This window comes from Klebsiella sp. GW_Kp182 (assembly GCF_040062275.1).
GTDB classification, from domain to species: domain Bacteria; phylum Pseudomonadota; class Gammaproteobacteria; order Enterobacterales; family Enterobacteriaceae; genus Klebsiella; species Klebsiella michiganensis.
Genome location: NZ_JBEAFQ010000002.1, coordinates 73,195 through 97,076 on the forward strand (window position 1 = coordinate 73,195; position 23,882 = coordinate 97,076).

Below are 23,882 nucleotides of genomic sequence, written 5' to 3' on the forward strand. Positions count from 1 at the left end.
TTTAGCGAAACATCACCTGCGCCCAGCGGGCCAGCCCGGCGGTAACCGAGCCAAAATCATCGCCTCCGGCAACCGGAATACCCGGCAGGTGCGCCGCCAGCGCTTTTTTAATCAACGGCGAGCGAGCGCTGCCGCCGGTCAGGTAAATTACGTCCGGTTTTTCATTACTGTTATCCAGCGCCAGCTGAACCTGCTCCATGATCCGGGCCAGCGGCTGATCCAGCGCAGCTTCCAGACCCTGCTGGCTGATGGCTGTCGCCAGCTCGTCGCTAATAAACGGTAGCCCGGCGGTGACGCTCGGCTGCGCGGAAAGGGCGATTTTGCTCTCTTCTGCGCTGCGCACCAGGCGATAGCTCAGGCGCTGACGCCAGACCTTCAGCAGCAGCGCGACTTTTTCGCTATCGCGGGCGCTGCGCAGCAAATCGTTAAGCAGGCGACCGTTGGCGGCGCTGTAAAAGTCGGTCTGCGCCGGCACGTCGTTAATGGCCACCGCATTCCACCACGGCAGAATCGGCAGCGCGATGCCTTTTTCGGTATCGCCGCCCATCCCCAGCAGCGGCATCAGGCATTTAAAGGCCAGGGCGATATCCAGGTCGTTACCGCCGACGCGGCAGCCGCTGTGGCCGAGCAGGCTTTGCTGGCGATCGGCTTTTTCTCGCCACTGCGGCCCCATCAACAGCAGCGAACAGTCGGTGGTACCGCCGCCGATATCGACGACCAGCACGCGTTTTTCTTCGCTCAGCGTCGCTTCGAAATCCAGACCGGCGGCGACCGGCTCAAACTGAAACACGACGTCGCGAAAGCCCGCGCGCTTTGCCGCACGTTCGAGAATGCCCTGCGCCTGGGCGTTGGCATCATCGCCGCCCAGCCCCTGGAAGTTAATCGGGCGGCCGATAACCGCCTGGTCGATGGTATCCGTTAGCTGCGTTTGCGCCTGGAGTTTGATATGCAGCATCATGGCGCACACTAAGTCTTCAAACAGCGCTACCTGCTGCGGCTTAAGCCCGCTGGCGCCGAGAAACGATTTCGGCGACTTTACAAAGTAGACTTCTTGCGGATCTTCAACGTACTGATGCAGCGAAGCGAGACCAAACTGCACGCTGTTGCCGAGTACATCGATATCTTCCTCGCGGTTGAAGCTTATCGCGCGACGCAGCAGCGCCTGGTTTTCATCACCGTTGGGCGGGACGTCGTGGTGGCGGTAGAGCCACTCGCTGACCGCTTCGCGGGTCGGCGCGCAAAGCATTGATGGCAGTAGTGAACTGCCGTTTTCCAGCGTCAGCAGCTGCGGCGTATTGTCGCGCATCACCGCCACTGAACAGTTAGCGGTACCGTAGTCAAAACCAATAAACATAGCCTGCAAAATCCCCATGCCGGTGAAGAAGGGGGGCGACTTTAGCGGATTGACGGCACTGCGACAACTGGAATTTAAAAGCAAGGCGCAGGCGGCGCGGAGCCGCTATGATTGAAGCGCTAAAAAAGGAGAAATGATGACGCTGCTACCCTGGCATTCCCCCTACGACTGGCAATGGATGTTTCATTTTCTTGGCGCGCGTACGGTGCAGGGAATTGAAACTTTTGCCGGCGACAGCTATTGCCGCAGCTTCGCCCTGAATGGCCACGCCGGACTCATCACGGTGACGCCGGATGACGCCGCGCAGGGCATGCGGGTGACGCTTTCCGCCGGGCTGCAGCCGGTCGCGGAGTTGTGCCTGGCGCGGGTTGCGCGCTTATTTGATTTGTCCTGCGACCCGCAGCAGATCGCCCTGACGCTGGGAAGCCTTGCGCTGCCAAGGCCGGGGCTTCGTCTGCCGGGCTCCCTGGATGCGTTTGAACAAGCGGTACGGGCGGTGCTCGGCCAGCTGGTGAGCGTGGCCATGGCGGCAAAGCTCACCGGGAAAGTGGTGGCCGCCTTCGGGGAACCGTTGACCGACGCGCCGGGCTTTTATCTCTTCCCGAGCGCGCAGCGGCTGGCGCAGGCCGATCCGCTGGCGCTAAAGGCGCTGGGCATGCCCCTGCGGCGCGCGGAGGCGCTGATCCACCTGGCGCAGGCGGCTATCCGCGGCGATCTCCCCCTCTTCGCGCCGGAGAATATCGACGCCGGAATAAAGCAGCTGCAGACGCTGCCCGGGATAGGCCGCTGGACGGCGAACTATTTCGCGCTGCGCGGCTGGCAGGCGCCGGATATCTTCCTGGCGGATGATTATCTGATTAAACAGCGTTTTCCCGGCATGACGCCGGCGCGGATTGCGCGCTATGCCAGCCGCTGGCACCCCTGGCGCTCGTACGCTTTACTGCATATCTGGTATACGCAAGGCTGGTCGCCGGAGGAGGAATAGACCCGGGAGGCGCTTAGCACTGGTATCGACGCGCTGAAATCCCTATAATTGCGGCGTTTGGCGGTCAACCGCCACCCTTCCTACATTCCCAGGTTAATCAGGTCGCAAAAATTTATGACTGATACGTCTCATCAGTGCGTCATTATAGGCATCGCCGGCGCATCGGCTTCGGGCAAAAGCCTTATCGCCAGTACGCTATATCGTGAATTACGTGAACAGGTCGGCGATGAACATATCGGCGTTATTCCGGAAGACAGCTATTACAAGGATCAAGGTCATCTGTCGATGGAAGAGCGTGTAAAAACCAACTATGACCACCCAAGCTCCATGGATCATAGTCTGCTGTTTCAGCATTTGCAGATGCTGAGAAGCGGCCAGCCGATAGAGTTGCCGGTGTATAGCTACGTTGAGCATACCCGTATGCCGGAAACCATTCATATTGAACCGAAGAAAGTCATCATTCTCGAAGGGATTCTGCTGCTGACCGACGCCCGCCTGCGCAACGAACTCAGTTTCTCCATTTTTGTCGACACCCCGCTGGATATCTGCCTGATGCGGCGCATCAAGCGAGACGTTAACGAGCGCGGGCGTTCGATGGATTCTGTAATGGCGCAGTACCAGAAAACGGTGCGCCCGATGTTCCTGCAGTTTATCGACCCTTCCAAACAGTATGCCGATATTATCGTGCCTCGCGGCGGTAAGAACCGTATCGCCATCGATATATTGAAGGCCAAAATCAGTCAGTTCTTTGAATAACACGAACGAATTGTGTAACGTGCAAAGAGAAGCCAATTTGCCCTTATCCCCGGAAGGCGTAGGGGCGCAATGCCTTAAAGGAGAACGTTCATGCGTCTGTGCGACCGAGATATAGAAGCCTGGTTGGATGAGGGGCGTCTGGCCATTAATCCGCGCCCGCCCGTTGAGCGCATTAACGGCGCGACGGTCGATGTTCGGCTGGGAAATAAGTTTCGGACTTTCCGCGGGCACACGGCGGGCTTTATTGACCTGAGCGGGCCTAAAGCGGAAGTCAGCGCGGCGCTGGATCGCGTGATGAGCGAAGAGATTGTTCTGCCGGATGGTGAAGCGTTCTTCCTGCATCCGGGCGAGCTGGCGCTGGCGGTGACCTTTGAATCGGTCACCCTGCCGCCGGATCTCGTCGGCTGGCTGGATGGCCGCTCTTCGCTGGCGCGTCTGGGCCTGATGGTGCACGTCACCGCGCACCGCATCGATCCGGGCTGGTCCGGCTGCATCGTACTGGAATTCTATAATTCGGGTAAGCTGCCGCTGGCGCTGCGTCCGGGGATGCTGATCGGCGCGTTAAGTTTTGAGCCGTTATCCGGGCCGGCGATGCGGCCTTATAATCGCCGCGAAGATGCGAAATATCGCGACCAGCAGGGCGCGGTAGCGAGTCGAATCGACAAGGATTGATAATTTTAGCGGTTTGCTGAGGATGCCATGAGACGAATTCTGACCACGCTGATGATCTTACTGGCGGTAGTTGTCGCCGGTCTTACCGCGCTGGTATTGCTGGTCAACCCCAACGATTTTCGCGCCTATATGGTCAAAGAGGTGGCGGATCGTAGCGGCTATCAGCTCGAGCTCAATGGGCCGCTGCGCTGGCACGTCTGGCCGCAGCTCAGCATTCTCTCGGGCCGCATGACCCTGACCGCGCCGGGTGCTGAAGAACCCGTTATTCGCGCGGATAATATGCGCCTTGACGTCGGGCTGCTGCCGCTGATCTCCCATCAGCTGCAGGTCAAGCAGGTGATGTTAAAGGGCGCGGTGATCCAGCTGACCTCCAAAACCGAAGCCGTGCGTAGCAAGGGGGCTCCGGTCGTCCCGCACGACAACACGCTGCCTCAGGTGCCGGAGGATCGCGGCTGGTCGTATGATGTCCAGAAGCTACAGATTGCCGATAGCGTGCTCTTTTTTCAGCATGAAGATGGCGAGCAGGTTACGGTGCGCGATATCCGTTTGCAGATGGAGCAGGACAGCAGCCATCGCGCCACGGTCGATTTCTCTGGTCGGGTGAACCGCGATCAGCGCGATCTGGCGCTTTCCTTCTCCGCCCAGGTGCAGGGCGGTGATTATCCTCATTCTCTGAAGGCGGATATTTCACAACTGAACTGGCAGCTTCGCGGCGCGGAGCTTCCCCCCGAAGGGATTAGCGGCCAGGCCAGCATGCAGGCCAGTTGGGTCGAGGATGCGAAAAAGCTCAGCTTCGATGGGCTGAACTTAACGGCTAACGGCAGCACCATTGCCGGCAACGGCAGCGTCGTGCTGGGCGACCAGCCTGACTGGACGCTGAACCTTCAGGCGGGCACGCTCAACCTCGATAGCCTGCTTTCTCATGCCTCCGCCTCTGGCGATAATAGCGTTAACCAGCAGGGGCAAAGCCAGAACAGGCAGCTGCGCCCGGTTATTGCGGATAACGATATTCAGCAGGATTACAACGCCCTGCGCGGTTTTAACGCCCGGCTGAACCTGACGGCTGACCAGCTGCAGTGGCGGGGAATGCACTTTACCCAGGTGAAAAGTGAAATCAGCAACCAGCAGGGGCTGCTGACGATTCATCAGATGCAGGGGAGCCTGGACGGTGGACGACTCTCGCTCCCCGGCTCGCTCGACGCGCGGGGCGCAACGCCGCATGCCTCTTTCCAGCCGCAACTCGACAACGTCGAGATCGGCTCGATTCTGAAAGCGTTTAATTATTCGATAAACCTCACCGGCAAGCTCTCGCTGACCGGCGAGTTCTCCGGCGGTAAGATTGATGCCGACGAGTTCCGCCGCAGCTGGCAGGGGCAGGCGGTAACGCAGCTCACTGATACGCGCACTGAAGGGCTCAACTTCCAGCAGCTGGTACAGCAGGCCGTCGAGCGCAGCACCAACGTTCAGGCGCAGGAAAATTACGACAATGCGACCCGACTGGATTCTGTAAGCACCGAGTTTGCGCTGAATAATGGGCTGGTCACCTTGACGCATATGCAGGGCCAATCTGACATGATGGCGCTGACCGGTCAGGGTGAGCTCAACCTGCTGAAAGAAGATTGTGATATGCTCTTCAACGTCCGGGTACTGGGCGGCTGGAAGGGCGAAAGTAAGCTCATCGACAGGCTCAAGCAGACGGCGATCCCTTTGCGAATTTATGGTAACTGGCAGACGCTGAGCTACAGCCTGCAGGTTGACCAGATACTCCGCAAGCAGCTGCAGGATGAAGCCAGGAAACGGCTTAGCGAATGGGCTGAACGCAATAAAAACACCCAGGACGGCAAGGATGTGAAGAAGCTGCTCGACAAACTATAAGTTAGCCAGGAAAAGCAGAAGAAGCGCATCGTGCTAAGATTGCCGGCAATGCGCATTCCTCTGGAATTGCCGGCGGCGCTTCGCCTGCGCGGGCCTACGGCTAACGAGGGATGTGTTGAGAATTTAGGTTTTGTCGGCCGGGTAAGGCGATAGCCACTACCCGGCAGAAAGATTAGCAGACCCTTAAAAATCGATTAACCCGCCTGCGTCCGGCTTTTGATGCTTCATCGAAGAGAGCATCACACTTCATAGTCCAGTTCATCTTCATACTGCGCCGGCGGCACTATCAGTACTTTTTGTACCCGATGGCTGTCCACCTGCAGCGTGCGCAGCACGTAGCCGTCAAGTTTCACTTCTTCACCTTCCTGCGGCACATGCTGCAGGTACTCCATCAGCAGACCGGCAACCGTATGGTATTCACGTTTCTCATCCAGCGGCAGAGGAACGGACTGGACCAGGTCTTCCAGCGGCATATGCCCGTTGACCGTCCAGCTCCCGTCGCCGTTTTTGTGAATATCGTGACGGGCATCGATCTCTTCTGCTTCATTAGGCAGATTTCCGGCGATGGTCTCCATGACGTCGCTGAGCGTCACAATCCCCTCTACGGACCCAAATTCATCGACCACAAAGGCGAAGTGGGTTCTGGCTCTGCGGAACTGCTCCAGCGCAGGAAGCAGCGGCAGCGTTTCCGGGAACACCAGCGGCTGACGAATCAGAACCTGCAGATTGAGCGGTTCATGACGTAATGATTGCTGCAGAAGATCGATCACGTGCACGACGCCAAGCATATCCTCGTCATCATCGCCGCCGGTAACCACGAGGCGGGTATGCTGATTTTTGTCGAGTAAGGCGCGAATCTCCTCTTCCGGCGCGCTGAGATCAATATGTTCAATGTCATGACGCGAGGTCATGATGCTGCTGACGGTACGCTGATTGAGATTCAGTACCCGCTCAATCATCCGCCGCTCTTGCGGATTGAAGAGTGGGTTATCGTCGCGATGGGCAACCAGCGAGGCGGTCTCGCTATCCAGTTCGCTACTGTCTTTGCGCCCGCTCAACAGATTCATCACCGCTTCGGTGGTTCGCTGGCGTAGGGTCAGGTTGGCCGAGAGAAAGCGATGGCGGTTAAAAATCGCCAGCTGGTTGAAGGATTCAATCATGACCGAGAAGCCGATAGCCGCGTACAGGTAGCCTTTAGGAATAGGGAAACCAAAGCCTTCGGCAATCAGGCTAAAGCCGATCATCAGCAGGAAGCTCAGACAGAGAATAACGATGGTCGGATGGCTGTTAACAAAGCGGGTGAGGGCTTTACTGGCCATCAGCATCAGGCTAATGGCAATAATCACCGCAGCCATCATGACCGCCAGGTGGTCAACCATGCCGACCGCGGTTATCACCGAGTCGAGAGAGAAGATGGCATCAAGCACCACGATTTGCGCTACCACCCCCCAGAACCTGGCGCCTTTGCGCTGGGTCGGGTTATCGCTATCTTTCCCTTCCAGCCGTTCGTTAAGTTCAACGGTGGCTTTGAAGAGGAGGAATAATCCGCCAAACAGCATAATCAGATCGCGGGCGCTAAAGCTCAGATCGTGCCAGGTCATGAGCGGTTTGGTTAGCGTGACCAGCCAGGAGATCGAAGCCAGCAGCAGGAGGCGCATCACCATTGCGAGTAGCAGACCGGTGACGCGGGCCCGGTCTCGCTGTGCGGGAGGAAGTTTTTCCGCGAGAATGGCAATAAAAACCAGATTATCAATACCGAGTACCAGCTCAATAACGACAAGAGTAATGAGCCCGGCCCAGATAGAGGGGTCGGCAATCCATTCCATATTCAGTTAAAACCTTTACAACCTAAGAGTGCCATGAATCGATCATGGATAAGCTATAGATAAAATGCAATATTTTCTGCTGTTAATTAGCTCAGCCCCGAACCCGCTTCCCAATAAACCAGCAAATAAAAGAGTCAGTTGTGCAGGATATAACCTTTCCACAATGCGCTTATGGGATGGTACTTATTAATTAACGCGCGAAATTTCAGCGATACGGGCGGAGGCGGTACGCTCGCTTGTTAAGCCAGATGTCACCCTAGCGGTGATGGACCATGCTGCTCTGCAGCAGAAGGCGGATACGTTACTTAGATAACGCGAGAGTCAATCAATAGATTTGATGTATATATCAACGATTTTCTTGAATTTGGATTTTTATACTACTTAATGTCGTGGCTTGCCGTAGATCAATTTTTGCAGGACGATGTAATGAGCGTTATATGTGATGGCGAGCGGTAAAAACAGCAGCGAAGAGGGTTTAAGTCAGCGGGCTGCCCGTCGTTTTTTTCAGCAATATCATTGCTGACCGTGAAGTCAAGCGTGACGGGTAATTGGCTGCAATTCAGGCGCTTTTGTACGTTAAATAATTTTATTATCAATATAATTGATTATTTGGGCTGGATTTTTATTTTTTTGCAGTCACTTGTTCTGTGTCAATTCATGATGAAAGATTACAAGGTATTAAAAGAGAAATGATGGAGAAGCGATGAGCGTCATTACGCTACCTTATGAATAAAATAAGGTGCTGCTGGTGAGTAACTCATTGTAATTAAATGGAAATTCTTTAGAAAGTATGCGTATAAGAATTTTCTTAAAACTGTCTATTGGTATGTAGACTTTGCGTGTATTCTTAAATTCAGCGTGTAATTTCAGAATTTGACGGACAGAATGGCAGGTATCAAGCGTGTATCATCACTGATAAATGCCAGTGATACATACAAACTGACAGGATCAAAAGGTTTATAACCATACGGGTGGATATGAAAATGGTGAGTTTGAAAGCAGTTATACCGGTAGCAGGATTAGGGATGCATATGTTGCCCGCCACCAAGGCCATTCCGAAAGAGATGTTGCCGATCGTCGACAAGCCAATGGTGCAGTACATTGTTGATGAAATTGTAGCTGCGGGTATCAAGGAAATCGTGCTGGTGACGCATTCATCCAAGAATGCCGTAGAAAACCATTTCGACACCTCCTACGAACTGGAAGCATTGCTTGAACAGCGCGTAAAACGTCAGCTTCTGGCGGAAGTGCAGGCTATCTGTCCTCCTGGCGTAACGATCATGAACGTGCGTCAGGGCCAGCAGCTGGGTTTAGGTCACTCCATTCTTTGCGCGCGCCCGCTGATTGGCGATAACCCGTTTGTGGTGGTGCTCCCGGATATCATTCTGGACGACGCCAGCGCCGACCCTCTGCGCTATAACCTTGCCGCGATGGTGGCGCGTTTCAATGAAACGGGTCGTAGCCAGGTGCTGGCCAAACGGATGGAAGGCGATCTCTCCGAGTATTCCGTTATCCAGACTAAGGACGCTCTGGAATCGGCGGGGCAGGTTGCCCGAATCGTTGAGTTCATCGAAAAACCTGATGAACCGCAAACCCTGGATTCCGACCTGATGGCGGTAGGGCGCTATGTGCTTTCTGCCGATGTCTGGGCTGAACTGGAGCGTACCGAGCCGGGCGCCTGGGGACGTATTCAGTTAACCGATGCGATCGCCGAGCTGGCGAAAAAACAGTCAGTCGATGCGATGTTAATGACTGGCGACAGCTATGACTGCGGTAAAAAAATGGGCTATATGCAGGCTTTTGTCAGCTACGGGCTGCGTAACCATAAAGAAGGGGCAAAATTCCGCGAGAGTATTAAGAAGCTGCTGGCGTAGTTTTCGCGTCAGTGCTTATTAGCGCGTGAGAGTGAACGGTCCGAATTATCTGATGACGAAAAGAGGATTCGAGGCCGTTCACAACGTCAGATTCACAATATCAGATACTGCGCGTAGAACTGGTTAATAGCCCTATAAATACAATGAGTTAGCTGATTTTATTGTTATAGTGTATCGCTTTTGAACGCAGCAAATGTTCGGAGACTTCTGGTAGTCGAAGAAGACGTAGCATGATGAAATGGTCAGACAAGCAAAATTTACTCTTTGCTGATAATTACTTACTAAGATTTTTCTTAAGTAAGCGGCCCTTAGTCAAGGTGTAACATGAAAATAAAACTTGACTGAGATCATGTTTGCGCATTAAACAACGGTAGCGTGTGCATATTAATGTGAACTTAAGGATTGCATACGCCCACATAAATGTCGCGGGAAAGGCGTTGCTAACTGGAGAGATCGTCAAAGGATGAAAGATAAATGAACTGGCAGGTTGTCACTTTTTTTGGCGATAGCACCGTACTGTTACCCAGTGCGGCAGTATTGTTTATCGTGCTTTTTCTGCGAAAAGATTCAAAGCAGCTGGCCTGGCACTGGGCGCTGCTGTTTGGCATAACTGGCGCAATTGTCTGCGCATCAAAACTGGCATTTATGGGTTGGGGTATTGGGATTCGCGAGCTGGATTTCACTGGCTTTAGCGGGCACACCGCATTATCTTCAGCTTTCTGGCCAATCCTCTTATGGCTGCTGTGCGCGCGTGCTACACCAGCTCTTCGTTTTACTGCTGTCATAGTGGGTTATGCTCTGGCCGGACTGGTTGGCTACTCCCGACTGATGGTCCACGCACATTCAACTTCTGAAGTCATTGCCGGATTACTGCTGGGAGCCGCAGGCAGCGCAATTTTTCTGCTGCTACAGTCACGCGTTCGCGCCACTCATACAGTGCGGTTATCCTTTGGCAGTCTGGCGAGCATGGTGATTATCCCGGTGCTTCTGCTGAATACGGGGGCGAAGGCGCCAACCCAATCTTTGCTGAACGAGATTGCGGTGAAGATTGGCCCACTGGAAAAACCATTTACCCGAGCCGATCTGCATAAGCGATTTTACTGATTCAGACAAACGTGGAAAAGATGAAGGATTCAGAAAGAATCATGTCGTGTTCACATTGTATGCAATATGAAATTTATGATGAAAGTGTCAGTAGCGGCGATATTTCATATCCATGAAATAAATTTGTGATGGGTCATTCTGCGCAATAATTAGCGCAATGATAATCAGCCAGGATGTTTCCTAAATAAGTTTTCTGGCTAAATATCGAATTTATTAATGATAACAACAGCGTGGCATACTTCTTTTTACTATCAATTTTTGTAGTTGACTAACTATAATTAACTTGAAACTAAGTCAACACTCTTTTTGTGGTGAAAAAAGCAATAAAATCATAAAGTTGAGATTATTCAGTTGCTTTGTACTGGTTCCGTTTTTACGTGAAGAGCAGAAAACAATAGCGTTATCGGCAATTGGTTCGTGGCGCTGGCTACGTAACTGATAATGTGAGATTACGCTCCCAATTGAGGGTAGAATCTCGTAAACTTATGGCCGCGAAATTGTTTGCTTTGATGGATTAATCGCCGATTTATCGGAATCTACGATCGAATTTACAGGGAAAGAAGTACAGTGCATTGGTAGCTGTTAAGCCAAGGGCGGTAGCGTACCTGCGGCCAGGCCTTTTCTCTATATCACATCTCATTTTATGCGACAGAAATTCCTAAAGTGGACTCCATGCAGGTGATTCTCTTCGCAACCTGTATATACTAGCGAGTTGTCATCAAATCAGGACGTATTCATCTTGAAGCGGGCAGATAAACTGCGGGTATGAGGTGCGATGGAATAGCCTTCAATAACAATTTCGCATACATTGTGTACTGCAGGTAGCCTGCGAGTAGAAAACGAGCTTTAGCACGGCGTTCCGATCGGCATGCTTTCGTTTTCTCGGGCCAATACCTGTAGACCAAACATAGCAAAGGTTGGCGTCAGAGGGCGCTGCATCTATCAGTGTTCCCCTTGTCGCGCCAGCTTGCGAAAACGGGGCTTTAAATGGATCTTGTACAATGATAAAAATTGCGCGAATCGCACTCGCATTAGGGCTGCTTACTTCTGCCAGCTCACTTGCCTATGCCTCCGGGTTAGTGATGAATGACAACGAACTGCGCAACGATCTGGCGTGGCTCTCCGATCGCGGCGTTATTCATCTCAGCCTGTCGACCTGGCCGCTGAGCCAGGAAGAGATTAACCGGGCCCTTAAGAAGGCAAAACCCTCTTACTCTTCCGAACAGGTTGTTCTGGCGCGAATCAACCAGCGCCTCGACTCTTTAAAAGCGGATTTTCGGGTGAGCGGCTACACCTCAACGGATAAGCCCGGAACGCCGCAGGGCTTTGGTCAGAATCAGCCTGCGGATAGCTCTTTATCATTGGCCTTTAATAACAGCGGCGAATGGTGGGATGTGCACCTGCAGGGCAACGTTGAAGGTGACGAGCGCATCAGCAACGGTTCACGTTTTAATGCTAACGGCGCCTATGGCGCGGTTAAGTTCTGGAACCAGTGGCTCTCATTTGGTCAGATGCCGCAGTGGTGGGGGCCGGGTTATGAAGGCAGCCTGATCCGCGGTGATGCGATGCGGCCAATGACCGGCGTTTTAATGCAGCGTGCTGAACAGGCCGCGCCGGAAACCTGGTGGCTGCGATGGATTGGCCCATGGCAGTATCAGATTTCCGCCAGCCAGATGAATCAATATACTGCCGTACCGCATACCAAAATTATCGGCGGTCGTCTGACGTTTGCTCCTTTCCAGTCCCTTGAACTAGGCGCATCGCGCATTATGCAGTGGGGTGGGGAGGGGAGGCCGGAGTCGTTTAGCAGCTTCTGGGATGGTTTTACGGGTAAAGATAACACCGGTACAGCGAATGAACCGGGTAACCAGCTAGCTGGTTTTGATTTTAAATTTAAGCTAGAGCCAACGCTTGGTTGGCCGATTAGTTTCTATGGTCAACTTATTGGTGAAGACGAGGCCGGCTATCTTCCCTCTGCGAATATGTTCCTTGGAGGGGTTGAAGGACACCACGGTTGGGGTAAAGATGCTGTCAACTGGTATGTGGAAGCACATGACACTCGATCGAACATGAGTCGTCTCAACTACAGCTATAACCACCACATTTATACCGACGGGTATTATCAACAAGGTTATCCGCTGGGTGACGCAATGGGCGGTGATGGCCAATTGTATGCCGGTAAGGTTGAATTGGTGACAGAAGATAACCAGCGCTGGAGCGCACGCCTTGCCTATGCCAAGGTCAATCCAAGAAGTCAGTCGATTAATAAAGCCTTCCCGCAATCGGATACTCTGAAAGGAGTTCAGTTGGGCTGGAGCGGGGATGTGTATAAATCAGTGCGTTTAAATACTTCTCTCTGGTACACCGATGCTGATAACAGCGACACCGACGACGTTGGTGCCAGTGCCGGGATTGAAATACCATTTAATTTATAGCCCGGCTATAGCGAATTTAGGATATCAGCAGGCTAGTATGTGACCGCCGGTTTCGACAGTCTGTGAAAAGCTAAAAAATGCGCGGTAGTTTGGGAATGAGACACTTTTAGTTTACTGATGATGTGACATTATGAAGAAAAAAATTGTTAGATTTTCGGCATTGGCATTAGCAATAGGGTTTTTATCGGGTTGTACAATCATGCCGGGGCAGGGGTTGAATAGCCTCCGTAAGAACGTGGTTGAGTTGCCGGATAGCGATTACGATCTGGATAAACTGGTTAATGTTTATCCCATGACGCCCGGCCTGATAGATAAACTCCGTCCCGAACCCGTCATTGCCCGTTCGAATCCACAATTAGATAGCCTGTTAAAAAGCTATGAGTATCGCATTGGCGTTGGTGATGTGCTGATGGTTACTGTATGGGATCATCCTGAGTTAACGACCCCAGCAGGCCAGTATCGTAGTGCAAGTGATACAGGTAACTGGGTAAATGCGGATGGGACGATATTTTATCCCTATATCGGTAAATTAAAGGTGGAAGGTAAAACGCTTAGTCAAGTCCGGCAAGATATTGCCAGCCGGTTGACGACGTATATTGAAAGTCCACAAGTGGACGTTAGTGTGGCTGCATTTAGATCGCAGAAGGCTTATGTAACAGGTGAAGTCACAAAGTCTGGACAGCAGCCTATTACAAATATCCCATTAACTGTGATGGATGCAATTAATGCTGCTGGTGGATTAGGCCCAGATGCTGACTGGCGCAATGTTGTACTGACCCATAATGGCAGGGATATAAAAATATCGCTCTATGCGTTGATGCAAAAAGGGGATTTAACACAGAATCATATGCTTTATCCTGGAGATATACTTTTTGTACCGCGTAATGATGATTTGAAAGTTTTCGTAATGGGAGAAGTAGGTAAGCAAAGTACTCTCAAAATGGATCGTAGTGGGATGACCTTGGCTGAAGCACTAGGAAATGCCGAAGGGATGTCACAAGCTTCTAGTGATGCAACAGGAGTATTTGTAGTCCGCCAGTTGAAAGATGCAAAAGAAGGAAAAATAGCAAATATCTATCAACTAAACGCTCAGGATGCGTCAGCCATGGTTCTAGGTACAGAATTTCAATTGCAGCCCTATGACATTGTATATGTGACTACTGCACCATTGGTTCGTTGGAATCGTGTTATATCTCAATTAGTGCCGACGATAAGTGGAGTGCATGACATGACTGAAACCGTAAAATTCATCAAGGATATGCAATAATGTTTGATTCTATACTTGTTGTTTGTACGGGAAATATATGTCGTTCCCCTATTGGGGAACGAATTCTACGCAGACTATTGCCAAATAAAAAGATTGACTCTGCGGGCACTGGGGCATTAGTTGAGTATCCTGCTGACGAAAGTGCGATTAAAGTTGCAGAAAGTCATGGATTATCTTTATTAGGGCATAAAGCACGACAGTTTACTTCGTCTCTAGGGCGTCAATATGATTTGATTTTGGTAATGGAAAAATCTCATATGGAACAGATAGGACGTATCGCGCCAGAGGTAAGAGGGAAAACAATGTTATTTGGCCATTGGTTAGATCAACGAGATATACCAGATCCTTTTCGAAAAAGTGATGAGGCTTTTTTATCAGTTTATAAACTTATTGAGCAGTCCGGAAAAGCTTGGGCTCAGAAATTAGGTGCATAATTCAGGAAACATTGCATGTCATCAGCTACGAGTAAAACTTCATCTAAAGATGTGGAAGGAATTGACTTAGGTCGCCTTATTGGCGAATTCATTGACCATCGTAAACTTATTATCTCAGTTACTTCTCTTTTTACATTAATTGCTCTTGTATATGTTATATTTGCTACGCCGATATACCAAGCAGATGCTTTAGTTCAGGTTGAACAAAAACAGGCAAATGCAATACTCAGCAATCTCAGCCAGATGCTGCCAGACAGCCAACCACAGTCTGCGCCAGAAATTTCACTGATTCAATCACGAATGATTTTAGGTAAAACAGTTGATGATCTAAACTTACAAGCGCGAGTAAAACAAAAATACTTTCCACTATTAGGTCGCGGATATTCTCGTCTTATTGGAAATAAACCTGCTAGTTTATCTATATCACGTTTATACATACCTGAAAGTGGAAACGATGTTCCAGAGATAAAACTGACGGTTTTAGATAAACGAAAATTTGTTATTTCAATCGATGATTCAACTATAACTGGTGAAGTTGGAGAATTGCTTGATGAAAAGGGTATTTCTCTAAAAATTGATGATATTGATGCTCAACCCGGAACTGAGTTTACAATCGGTTACTTAAGTCGATTAAAAGCTATTACGGATTTGCAGGAGAATTTGATTGTAGCTGATCAAGGGAAAGATACTGGAATGCTTACTCTTTCACTTACCGGCGATAATCCAGCATTAATTGAGCGTATTATTAATAGTATTACTGAAAATTATTTAGCACAGAATATTTCACGGCAAGCAGCACAAGATGCTAAAAGTCTTGAATTCTTAAGTAAACAGTTACCTCAAGTTCGTAGTGATTTGGACCAGGCAGAGGATAAATTAAATCAATACAGGAGACAAAGTGATTCTGTTGATTTATCGCTAGAAGCAAAGTCTGTTCTGGATCAAATAGTTAATGTTGACAATCAACTAAATGAATTAACCTTCCGAGAGTCAGAAATATCGCAGCTTTATACAAAGGAACATCCTACATATAAGGCTCTGATGGAAAAAAGAAAAACACTTCAGGATGAGAGAGGAAAGCTTAATAAACGTGTATCATCCATGCCTGAAACACAGCAAGAAATACTACGTTTAAGCCGAGATGTAGAGTCTGGTCGCGCAGTATATATGCAATTGTTAAATCGACAGCAAGAATTAAATATTGCTAAATCCAGCGCCATAGGTAATGTGCGAATCATTGATAGTGCAGTTACACAACCAAAACCAGTTAAGCCTAAGAAAATCCTCATCATACTCATTGGTATTATATTCGGCGCAATGGTTTCTGCCGGCCTTGTTTTATTAAGGATCTTTCTGCGCAGAGGCATTGAAACACCAGAGCAACTTGAAGAATTAGGAATAAATGTTTACGCAAGTATCCCTGTCGCTGAAAGTTTTACGAAAAATATTACTCAAACTAAAGGTTGGCGTAAGAAAACAACAGAAGAAATACAAGGCTTTCTAGCAGTAGATAATCCTGCTGATCTAGCAATAGAAGCTATCCGTGGATTACGTACTAGCCTTCATTTTGCAATGATGGAAGCAAGAAATAATATCCTAATGATCTCTGGGGCAAGCCCAAATGCGGGGAAAACTTTTGTGAGTTCGAACCTGGCTGCTGTAATTGCACAGACAGGTAAAAAAGTTTTATTTATTGACACTGATATGAGAAAAGGATATACGCACAAATTATTCGGTGAAAGTAACGCTAATGGACTATCTGATATACTCTCAGGTAAAATCGGAGTTGAAAAAGCTATAAAAACAATTTCCTCAGCTGGTTTTGACTATATATCTAGAGGAATGGTGCCTCCGAATCCGGCTGAGCTTTTAATGCACAGACGGTTTGGTGAGTTGTTGAGCTGGGCTAGTGTAAATTATGATATCGTAGTATTAGATACGCCTCCTATTTTAGCTGTAACAGATGCCGCGGTTATTGGTAATTATGTTGGTACAACATTATTGGTTGCAAGATTTGAGCTTAATACTGCGAAAGAGATTGAAGTTAGTGTGAAACGTTTTGAGCAAACAGGAGTTGTTGTAAAAGGTTGTATTTTGAATGGAGTAGTAAAAAAAGCAAGTAGTTACTATGGTTATGGTTATAACCATTATGGTTATTCATATACTGATAAAAATTAATGAACCATTGAAGGGAGCTTTTGCTCCCTCCCATTTTTTTTTTAACACTGCTTTGTAATAATCTTTCAAATAACAAGAGAGGGGAATATGACGCTTCTCGTCAGGAATATCCTTGTCAGTATTTCATTAGCACTATCAGATTTTCTAAGTTTTATATTTTCACTTTACTTGGCAATGGCTACGTTATCAATAGTGATGAATGATTATGAGAAAATCGTTCCTGCCAATCAAATTGAAGGTTGGATACTCTTGCATTGGCTATTAGCATTTTGTTGCGTAGCTTGGTATTCAATGAGGCTCCGTCATTATTTTTATCGAAAAACTTTTTGGTTTGAATTAAAAGAAATTCTTCGAACTTTAGTGATTTTCGCTGTAATTGAAATCGCTGTCATGGCATTTACTACATGGTCATTTTCACGATTCTTATGGTTACTGACATGGTTCTTTGTTCTCTTGCTGGTTCCTTCATTAAGAATGCTTACAAAGAGGGTTCTCGACGTATTTGGACTATGGCGCAGAGATACATGGATTATAGGAAATGGCACTAACGCATTTGAAGCATATAAAGCTATAAATAGTGAACGTAACCTTGGATTAGTTATTGTCGGGTTTATAGCTAGTGAAGACAGGATATCTGAATTTCAAAATATTGAAGGTATACCTGTTTTAGCAAGTAGTCCGGATTGGCTATCAACTATTGATAAGAAAACGCAATTTATTGTTGCAGTTGAGTCAAATCAGAGTGAAGTTCGTAATAAATGGTTGCGTATTTTCATGATGCGTGGATATCGTTATGTTTCCGTTATACCAACTTTACGGGGGATGCCTCTTGATAGCACCGATATGTCATTTATTTTTAGTCATGAGGTCATGATTTTTCGCGTTCAACAAAATCTTGCAAAATGGTCATCTCGTATACTTAAGCGTCTTTTTGATATTGTAGGTTCTTTGTCAATCATTCTTATGCTCTCTCCTGCGTTAATATATATAAGTCGCAAAGTTAAACAAGATGGTGGCCCGCCAATTTATGGTCATGAACGTATTGGAAAAGGTGGTAAGCCATTCAAATGTTTAAAATTTCGTTCGATGGTTATTAATTCTAAAGAGGTTCTTGAGGAATTATTAGCAAGTAATGAAGACGCTAGAAAAGAATGGGAAGCAACGTTTAAGTTAAAGAATGATCCAAGAATTACTAAAATAGGGAATTTTCTTCGTCGGACTAGCTTGGATGAATTACCACAGCTTTTCAATGTGCTGAAAGGTGAAATGAGTTTGGTCGGGCCAAGGCCAATTATTACAGCTGAACTCGAAAGATATAATGATGAGGTTGATTACTATCTTTTAAGTAAACCAGGCATGACCGGATTGTGGCAGGTTAGTGGGCGTAGCGACGTTGATTATGAAACGCGTGTTTATCTTGATGCTTGGTATGTCAAAAATTGGTCTATGTGGAATGATATTGCTATATTGTTCAAAACTATCGGAGTTGTTTTAAAGAAAGATGGTGCATATTGATTATGTATGACTTCGAATGGCTATCTTAATAAAGAGTTGCAAAAATGAAATATTTTATTGCTATACCAACATATAATGGTGGCGATGTATGGAAGTTGTGTGTCGAGAGTATTATAAAAAATGCGCCTAAAGATATTTTTGTTCATGTAATTGACTCAAGTAGCAAAGATGATACTGTAATGGTTGCAGAGAAGTCTGGCTTTGATATATTAACAATAGCTAGTGCGGATTTTAATCATGGAGGGACAAGGAATAAAGCCGTCTATAATTTTATAAATCAGTTCGATGTGATCATCTTTCTTACGCAAGACTCAATTACTCAACCAAATTTCATTCAGAATATTATTTCAGTTTTCGCCGATAAAAATATCGTATGTGCATATGGTCGTCAATTACCTCATGCAAATGCAAATCCCATAGCAAAGCATGCCAGGTTTTTTAGCTACCCTAGCAAAGGATATATTGGATGTAAAAAAACAATTCCTGAATTAGGTTTGAAAACTGTATTTATGTCGAATTCTTTTTCCGCTTACAGGTTATCTGTATTTAAGGAGTTAGGCGGTTTTCCTTCAAATACTATTTTATGTGAAGATATGTATTTTACGGCCAAAGCTGTACTTGCAGGGTATAGCGTAGCTTATGTACCGGATGCAGAAGTATTACATTCACACAATTACACTCCCCTAGAGGAGTTTAAACGTTATTTTGATATTGGTGTTTTTCATACAGATGAACCATGGATTAGAGAGAGTTTTGGTGGCGCCGGGGGAGAAGGGAAAAAATTTTTAATTTCAGAATTTTTATATTTAATTAAAAATTCGCCTTCATGGGTTTTATTAGCCTTTGTCAATAATTTTATGAAATTTCTTGGATATAAAATGGGGCAGAAATATAAAATACTTCCACATAGGATAGTTTCTTTCCTTAGCATGCACAAAGGTTACTGGAGGCGTAATGGTAATTCATAAATTAATTGCATAAGTGATAATGTCCCTTTTATTTAGTAAAAATTGTGGCTGTGACAGCTTATAACATTAAGATATTTAATGATATTTTTTAAGAGTCATTTCTTAGAAGGGAAATATGAAACGTATAGTTTTTATTACTCATAACAATCAAGATAATAATGATGGCGTCTGGAAAAAAATAGCCTCGCAAGTTCAAGCGATGCGAAATAGCGGTGCTTCAGTAGATTTCTTTTATATGAAAGATAATGTTGTATGTTATAATGATGGGCACATAACTAAAAAAATAATAAATAGATACAAGAATAAATATTTCTTTTATTCATCAATTTCATCATATTTAATAAAAGAGAATAAAAAATATGATTTGGCATATTTAAGAAAACCACATGGAGGTTTGTTTGTTTTATTTTTCAATAAACTAATATCAACTTTAAAAAAACATAACACTTATATTATTGTTGAAGTCCCGACATTTCCTTATAATAAGGAGATGAATACATTTAAGTCTTTTATTAGTAATTGTATTTTTGAACTTAGCCTTCCATTTTTCAAAAATAAAATCACCGAAATATATTATATGGGAGACAAAACTGAGTCAATCTGGGGAGTAAAGGCAAAACGGATATCTAATGGAATTGATGTTAAAACGGTTAAACATGTAGATGAAAAAAATAGATCTGATAATAACTTTAACATTGTGGGAGTTGCCAACATAGAGTTTTGGCATGGTTATGACAGGATTATTTCTGGATTAAAGGAATACAAGGGGAATTTTAAGGTTATATTCCATATTGTAGGATATTCCCAGCCCGAATATAATAGACTTTTAAATATGTCGCATGAGATGGGATTGTCTGATAAAGTTATTTTTCATGGAAGAAAAAGTGGGGACGAGCTAGATACAATTATTGGGAATGCTGACATATGTGTTGATGCCTTAGGGAGGCATCGAAGTGGGAATAATACCAATAGTTCAATCAAATCGAAAGAGTATGCCGCTCGAGGAATGCCATTCGTTAAAAGTCATGAGGATTATGCCTTTTGTAATGAAGAATTTATTTTGGAAGTATTGCCTGATGACTCGCCAATAGATATTGATAGCTTAATTAATTGGCGTAGAAATTTGAAAGAAGGTTTTTCGTTACGCGAAAGAACCTTTGCAGAAAATAATTTATCTTGGGAAAAACAATTTTCTTTTTTGAAGGAGGAATAATGAAGGTATTAGCAGTAGTGGTTTTTTATAACCCTGAGGGTGATGTATATAAGCGTTGCTCATTAATTTCTAGTCAAGTTGATGATTTGATAATTTATGATAACTCAATTCAACCTGAAGTTATAAAAGAAAATAGAATAATTACATCAAAAATTAATAATGCCACATATTATGGTGAGGGGAGCAATAACGGTATCGGTGCTGCTCTTAACTTTGCTGTTAGTTATGCGCAAGAGAATGATTATAAATACCTTTTAACTTTTGACCAAGATACTGTAATTCCAGAAGAATATGTCTCTAGGATGTTATCTTCTTTTCAAAACGCACCAGATGCTGGAGTTATAGGGCCAATTTATAAAGATGTGAATGCAAATAGGGAGTGCCGATTTCCAGTAAAATATGGGCCTTTTACGATAAGAAAAACATTATCAAATGAGAAAGGTATCCAAAATGTAATGAGTATAATAACCTCTGGAACATTGTACCCGACAAAGATTTTTAAAGAAGTTGGATGCTTCGAAAGTGACTATTTTATTGATTATATTGATAATGAATTTTGTTTAAGGCTTTTGCAGCATGGTTATAATGTTTATGTTGACCCCTCGATTATTATAAATCACGCTTTAGGCAATAGATCTTTGACAAAACTTCTAGTTAAGTTTTCACCAACTAATTATCCTTTTTATAGAAAGTATTATATAACCAGGAACAGATTTTTTGTATATAAAAAATATTTTTTGAAATTTCCATCATTTATTGCGTATGACTTTTTGGCATTTAGTTTAGATCTATTTAGAGTTGTCATATTTGAGAACGATAAAAAAAGGAAACTAAAAGCATACTTAAACGGGTTTACAGATTTTATTAAAAATAAAAAAGGTGCAATGTAGACAATTTAAACAATATTATTTATTTAGATCATAATTGGTTAGCTTATTGAGGCTCTATGGGCATACTATCGAATGCAAAATGGGTTGCATTGTCACAGTCAATTAAAATTTTGGTAATATTAATTAACTTGGTTGTGTTGGCAAGATTGATACCACCTGCCGACTTCGGTCTAATGGCAATGGCTTTAGTTGTTGTAAATTTAGCAAATCTAATTCGAGACTTCGGTACGTCTGCTGCAATTATACAAAGACAGTCTTTGTCGGACAAAACAATAAATGCTGTATTTTGGTTAAATGTCATTGTAGGAGGCTTACTTCTAACAATTATTATTGTTTTTTCTCCTGTTATTTCATATGTATTTAATGAACCTCGGTTGATAACTATTCTCTGTTTGTTATCAATAAGCTTTCCAATTGCTTGTTCATCATCAACTCATTTGGCTTTATTAGAAAAGAAATCTAAATTTAAAAGGATTGCTTTTATTGAGGTCTCTTCATCATTGATAGCTGTTACTGGGGCCATTATTCTTGCATATAAGAATTTCGGCGTATATAGCTTGGTTTTTCAAGCAATCACCTCCTCAGTTTTGTCAGCTGTTCAGATCTGGATAGCATCCCGCTGGAGACCAAATTTTAGTAACATAATTGATATTTCTGAAATTAAAAATATCTTTGGCTTCAGTGGTAATTTAACAGCATTTAATTTTATAAACTATTTTTCTAGAAATGCAGATACCATGATTATTGGTTACTATATGTCAGCAAGTATTTTAGGGGCATATTCATTGGCTTACAGAATAATGTTGTTTCCTATTCAAAATCTTACTTTTGTAGCATCACGAGCTTTATTCCCTATTTTTAGTGAAAACCAAGATAACAATCCAGTCTTAAAAAAAACTTATCTAAATGCTGTGTATTTTATATTATTAATTGTTTTACCATTGATGGTTGGATTGGCAACTCTTAGTAGACCCTTTGTAAACCTAGTTTTTGGTCAGCAATGGTTTTTGGTTGGTGAGTTATTGAAATGGCTAGCGCCAACAGCGATTATACAATCAGTACTCAGCTCCACTGGGGTTATTTTTATGACTAAGGGGAGGACTGATGTTTTACTCAAACTTGGGGTTTTTAGTACTGTATTACAAGTACTTGCATTTATAATTGGTGTACATTTCGGTATAGTGAATTTTGCGAAAATTTATTTCTTTGCAAATATAATAAATTTTATTCCAGTAATGTTTTTGGTGATGAAATTAATTGATGGCTCTATAATAGAACTATTAAAGAAAACCTATACGATAGTTATACATAGTGCTATTATGGCCTTTGCATTAATTCTATGTTGTGAATTTTTACCTTACTTCAATAGTATTGAATCATTTATTAAATTAGTGCTAATTTCTCTTTTAGGATGTGGAATATATGTTTCATTGATATTCTTAACTGAATTTGCGAAAATTAAAGAATTTAAAAGTAAGCCAGCCAATAATATCAAGTCTAACTGAAAGGGAATCAATGATGTACGCATCGGAAATTCAAAAACCTAAGTTTTCTATCCTTGTTGTTTTGTATGATAAGGATTTTCATAAATCTAATACACTTAAGATATTAAATGAAAAATTTATACTGAAGAATGTATCATCATTATTTGTTGTCAATAATGGGCCTTGTGCGCTATCGCTTAATAGCCCTTTGATAAAAGAGTTAAAAAATGATTTTTTAGAGTTTAATTACAAAGAATATTTAGATAATAAACCATTAAGTAAGATTTATAATGAGTTTATTTTATCCACAAAATCTCATTATTATATAATATTTGATGATGACTCATGTCCTGAAGAGTCTTATTTTAATCATCTTAAGGAGATTACTGAAGATCTCTGCTTGCCAAGGATAAAGAGCAAAGACGACGGTTTGATATATTATCCTTGCATAGATATGCACCCTGTAATAATAGATGGCGTAGTGGATGTAAACTATACAATGTCTATTTCATCAGGTTTGGTAATAAGCGAATCTCTAGCGCTTAATTTACAGAAACATTATTCTGAAATTTTTGATGAAAGATACTGTCTGTATGGTATTGATACTTCATTTTTCTTTAGATTAAGAAAACTTGCTTCGTCACATTATGCAATTTCGGCTACATGTGCGGGTGACATTACTCATTCTTTATCTCGTGTCACTCAAAATCAGACGGACTTCAGAATACGTGAAAGATTATATGACGTTGCAATAACCACTCGATGGTACAGTGCCTACTATGGATATAAGCCTTTTATACGCAAGTTGCTTGCTAATATAGTAAAGTTTAAATTCCAATTTGCTGTCGTACTCGTTTCAACTTATATTATTGGAAAGCATCCTAGAACATAGTCGCTAAAAAAATCTTGTAGAGTACTTAATGAGGTCTGGAATGGTGATTAATGACACATTATAATTCCTCGCACACAGAATTGTCGTTAATCGTTATCTAAAAGCACTAGATATTAAATGCAGTTGATTTTTTAATTTTTAACTAAGTGTTATAGATAAA

General features: G+C 44.7%; 18 protein-coding genes. 16 read left to right on the forward strand and 2 right to left on the reverse strand.

The window, feature by feature from the left end:
- Position 1 precedes the first annotated feature (1 nt).
- Positions 2-1,354 carry a molecular chaperone gene (gene yegD / locus ABLU88_RS02470; protein WP_025107767.1) on the reverse strand — a complete coding sequence of 451 codons (1,353 nt, stop codon included), beginning with the start codon at positions 1,352-1,354 and terminating at the stop codon, positions 2-4.
- A 136-nt stretch (positions 1,355-1,490) separates the two neighbouring features.
- Between yegD and alkA the strand changes: the two genes are divergently transcribed.
- The 4 genes from alkA to asmA all read left to right on the forward strand — a co-directional run bounded on the left by alkA (position 1,491) and on the right by asmA (position 5,642).
- Positions 1,491-2,339, forward strand: coding sequence for a DNA-3-methyladenine glycosylase 2 (gene alkA, locus ABLU88_RS02475; protein WP_080528244.1), 849 nt, complete (start codon positions 1,491-1,493; stop codon positions 2,337-2,339).
- Positions 2,340-2,453: 114 nt separating this feature from the next.
- On the forward strand, positions 2,454-3,095 hold the full coding sequence (gene udk, locus ABLU88_RS02480) for a uridine kinase (RefSeq protein ID WP_004122537.1): 642 nt from the start codon (positions 2,454-2,456) through the stop codon (positions 3,093-3,095).
- A 90-nt stretch (positions 3,096-3,185) separates the two neighbouring features.
- A complete protein-coding gene (dcd, locus tag ABLU88_RS02485) occupies positions 3,186-3,767 on the forward strand; it encodes a dCTP deaminase (protein WP_004852489.1) in 582 nt (193 codons plus the stop codon).
- 27 nt (positions 3,768-3,794) lie between these two features.
- Positions 3,795-5,642 carry an outer membrane assembly protein AsmA gene (asmA, locus tag ABLU88_RS02490; protein WP_014230076.1) on the forward strand — a complete coding sequence of 616 codons (1,848 nt, stop codon included), beginning with the start codon at positions 3,795-3,797 and terminating at the stop codon, positions 5,640-5,642.
- 239 nt (positions 5,643-5,881) lie between these two features.
- On the opposite strand, the gene ABLU88_RS02495 is transcribed toward asmA, so the two are convergent.
- Positions 5,882-7,468: a TerC family protein gene (locus tag ABLU88_RS02495; protein ID WP_265800236.1), complete on the reverse strand. Its 1,587-nt coding sequence runs from the start codon at positions 7,466-7,468 to the stop codon at positions 5,882-5,884.
- A gap of 977 nt (positions 7,469-8,445) precedes the next feature.
- Here ABLU88_RS02495 and galF point away from each other — a divergent pair.
- From galF to ABLU88_RS02555, 12 genes are all read left to right on the forward strand, one after another.
- Positions 8,446-9,342, forward strand: coding sequence for a UTP--glucose-1-phosphate uridylyltransferase GalF (gene galF, locus ABLU88_RS02500; protein ID WP_016946203.1), 897 nt, complete (start codon positions 8,446-8,448; stop codon positions 9,340-9,342).
- 474 nt (positions 9,343-9,816) lie between these two features.
- Entirely contained in the window at positions 9,817-10,446 is a 630-nt protein-coding gene (locus ABLU88_RS02505; RefSeq protein ID WP_116280312.1) for a phosphatase PAP2 family protein, read from the forward strand.
- 1,001 nt (positions 10,447-11,447) lie between these two features.
- Entirely contained in the window at positions 11,448-12,881 is a 1,434-nt protein-coding gene (locus tag ABLU88_RS02510; protein WP_116280313.1) for a capsule assembly Wzi family protein, read from the forward strand.
- A 130-nt stretch (positions 12,882-13,011) separates the two neighbouring features.
- The gene (locus ABLU88_RS02515) at positions 13,012-14,148 is read left to right on the forward strand and encodes a polysaccharide export protein (RefSeq protein ID WP_116280314.1); all 1,137 of its coding nucleotides are present in this window, start codon (positions 13,012-13,014) and stop codon (positions 14,146-14,148) included.
- The gene (locus ABLU88_RS02520; protein ID WP_116280315.1) at positions 14,148-14,582 is read left to right on the forward strand and encodes a protein tyrosine phosphatase; all 435 of its coding nucleotides are present in this window, start codon (positions 14,148-14,150) and stop codon (positions 14,580-14,582) included. Before ABLU88_RS02515 ends, ABLU88_RS02520 begins: the two co-directional genes overlap by 1 nt.
- 15 nt (positions 14,583-14,597) lie before the next feature.
- A complete protein-coding gene (locus ABLU88_RS02525) occupies positions 14,598-16,760 on the forward strand; it encodes a polysaccharide biosynthesis tyrosine autokinase (protein ID WP_187227899.1) in 2,163 nt (720 codons plus the stop codon).
- An 87-nt stretch (positions 16,761-16,847) separates the two neighbouring features.
- Positions 16,848-18,275: an undecaprenyl-phosphate galactose phosphotransferase WbaP gene (gene wbaP / locus ABLU88_RS02530; RefSeq protein ID WP_116280317.1), complete on the forward strand. Its 1,428-nt coding sequence runs from the start codon at positions 16,848-16,850 to the stop codon at positions 18,273-18,275.
- A 44-nt stretch (positions 18,276-18,319) separates the two neighbouring features.
- Positions 18,320-19,243, forward strand: a complete 924-nt coding sequence (locus tag ABLU88_RS02535; RefSeq protein ID WP_116280318.1) for a glycosyltransferase — start codon at positions 18,320-18,322, stop codon at positions 19,241-19,243.
- Between the two features lie 115 nt (positions 19,244-19,358).
- On the forward strand, positions 19,359-20,456 hold the full coding sequence (locus ABLU88_RS02540; protein ID WP_116280319.1) for a glycosyltransferase: 1,098 nt from the start codon (positions 19,359-19,361) through the stop codon (positions 20,454-20,456).
- Complete coding sequence (locus tag ABLU88_RS02545) at positions 20,456-21,346, forward strand: glycosyltransferase family 2 protein (protein WP_187227901.1); 891 nt, start codon at positions 20,456-20,458, stop codon at positions 21,344-21,346. Before ABLU88_RS02540 ends, ABLU88_RS02545 begins: the two co-directional genes overlap by 1 nt.
- Before the next feature lie 56 nt (positions 21,347-21,402).
- Positions 21,403-22,851: an MOP flippase family protein gene (locus ABLU88_RS02550; protein ID WP_116280321.1), complete on the forward strand. Its 1,449-nt coding sequence runs from the start codon at positions 21,403-21,405 to the stop codon at positions 22,849-22,851.
- A gap of 10 nt (positions 22,852-22,861) precedes the next feature.
- Positions 22,862-23,722, forward strand: a complete 861-nt coding sequence (locus tag ABLU88_RS02555) for a hypothetical protein (RefSeq protein WP_142759547.1) — start codon at positions 22,862-22,864, stop codon at positions 23,720-23,722.
- Positions 23,723-23,882: the final 160 nt, after the last annotated feature.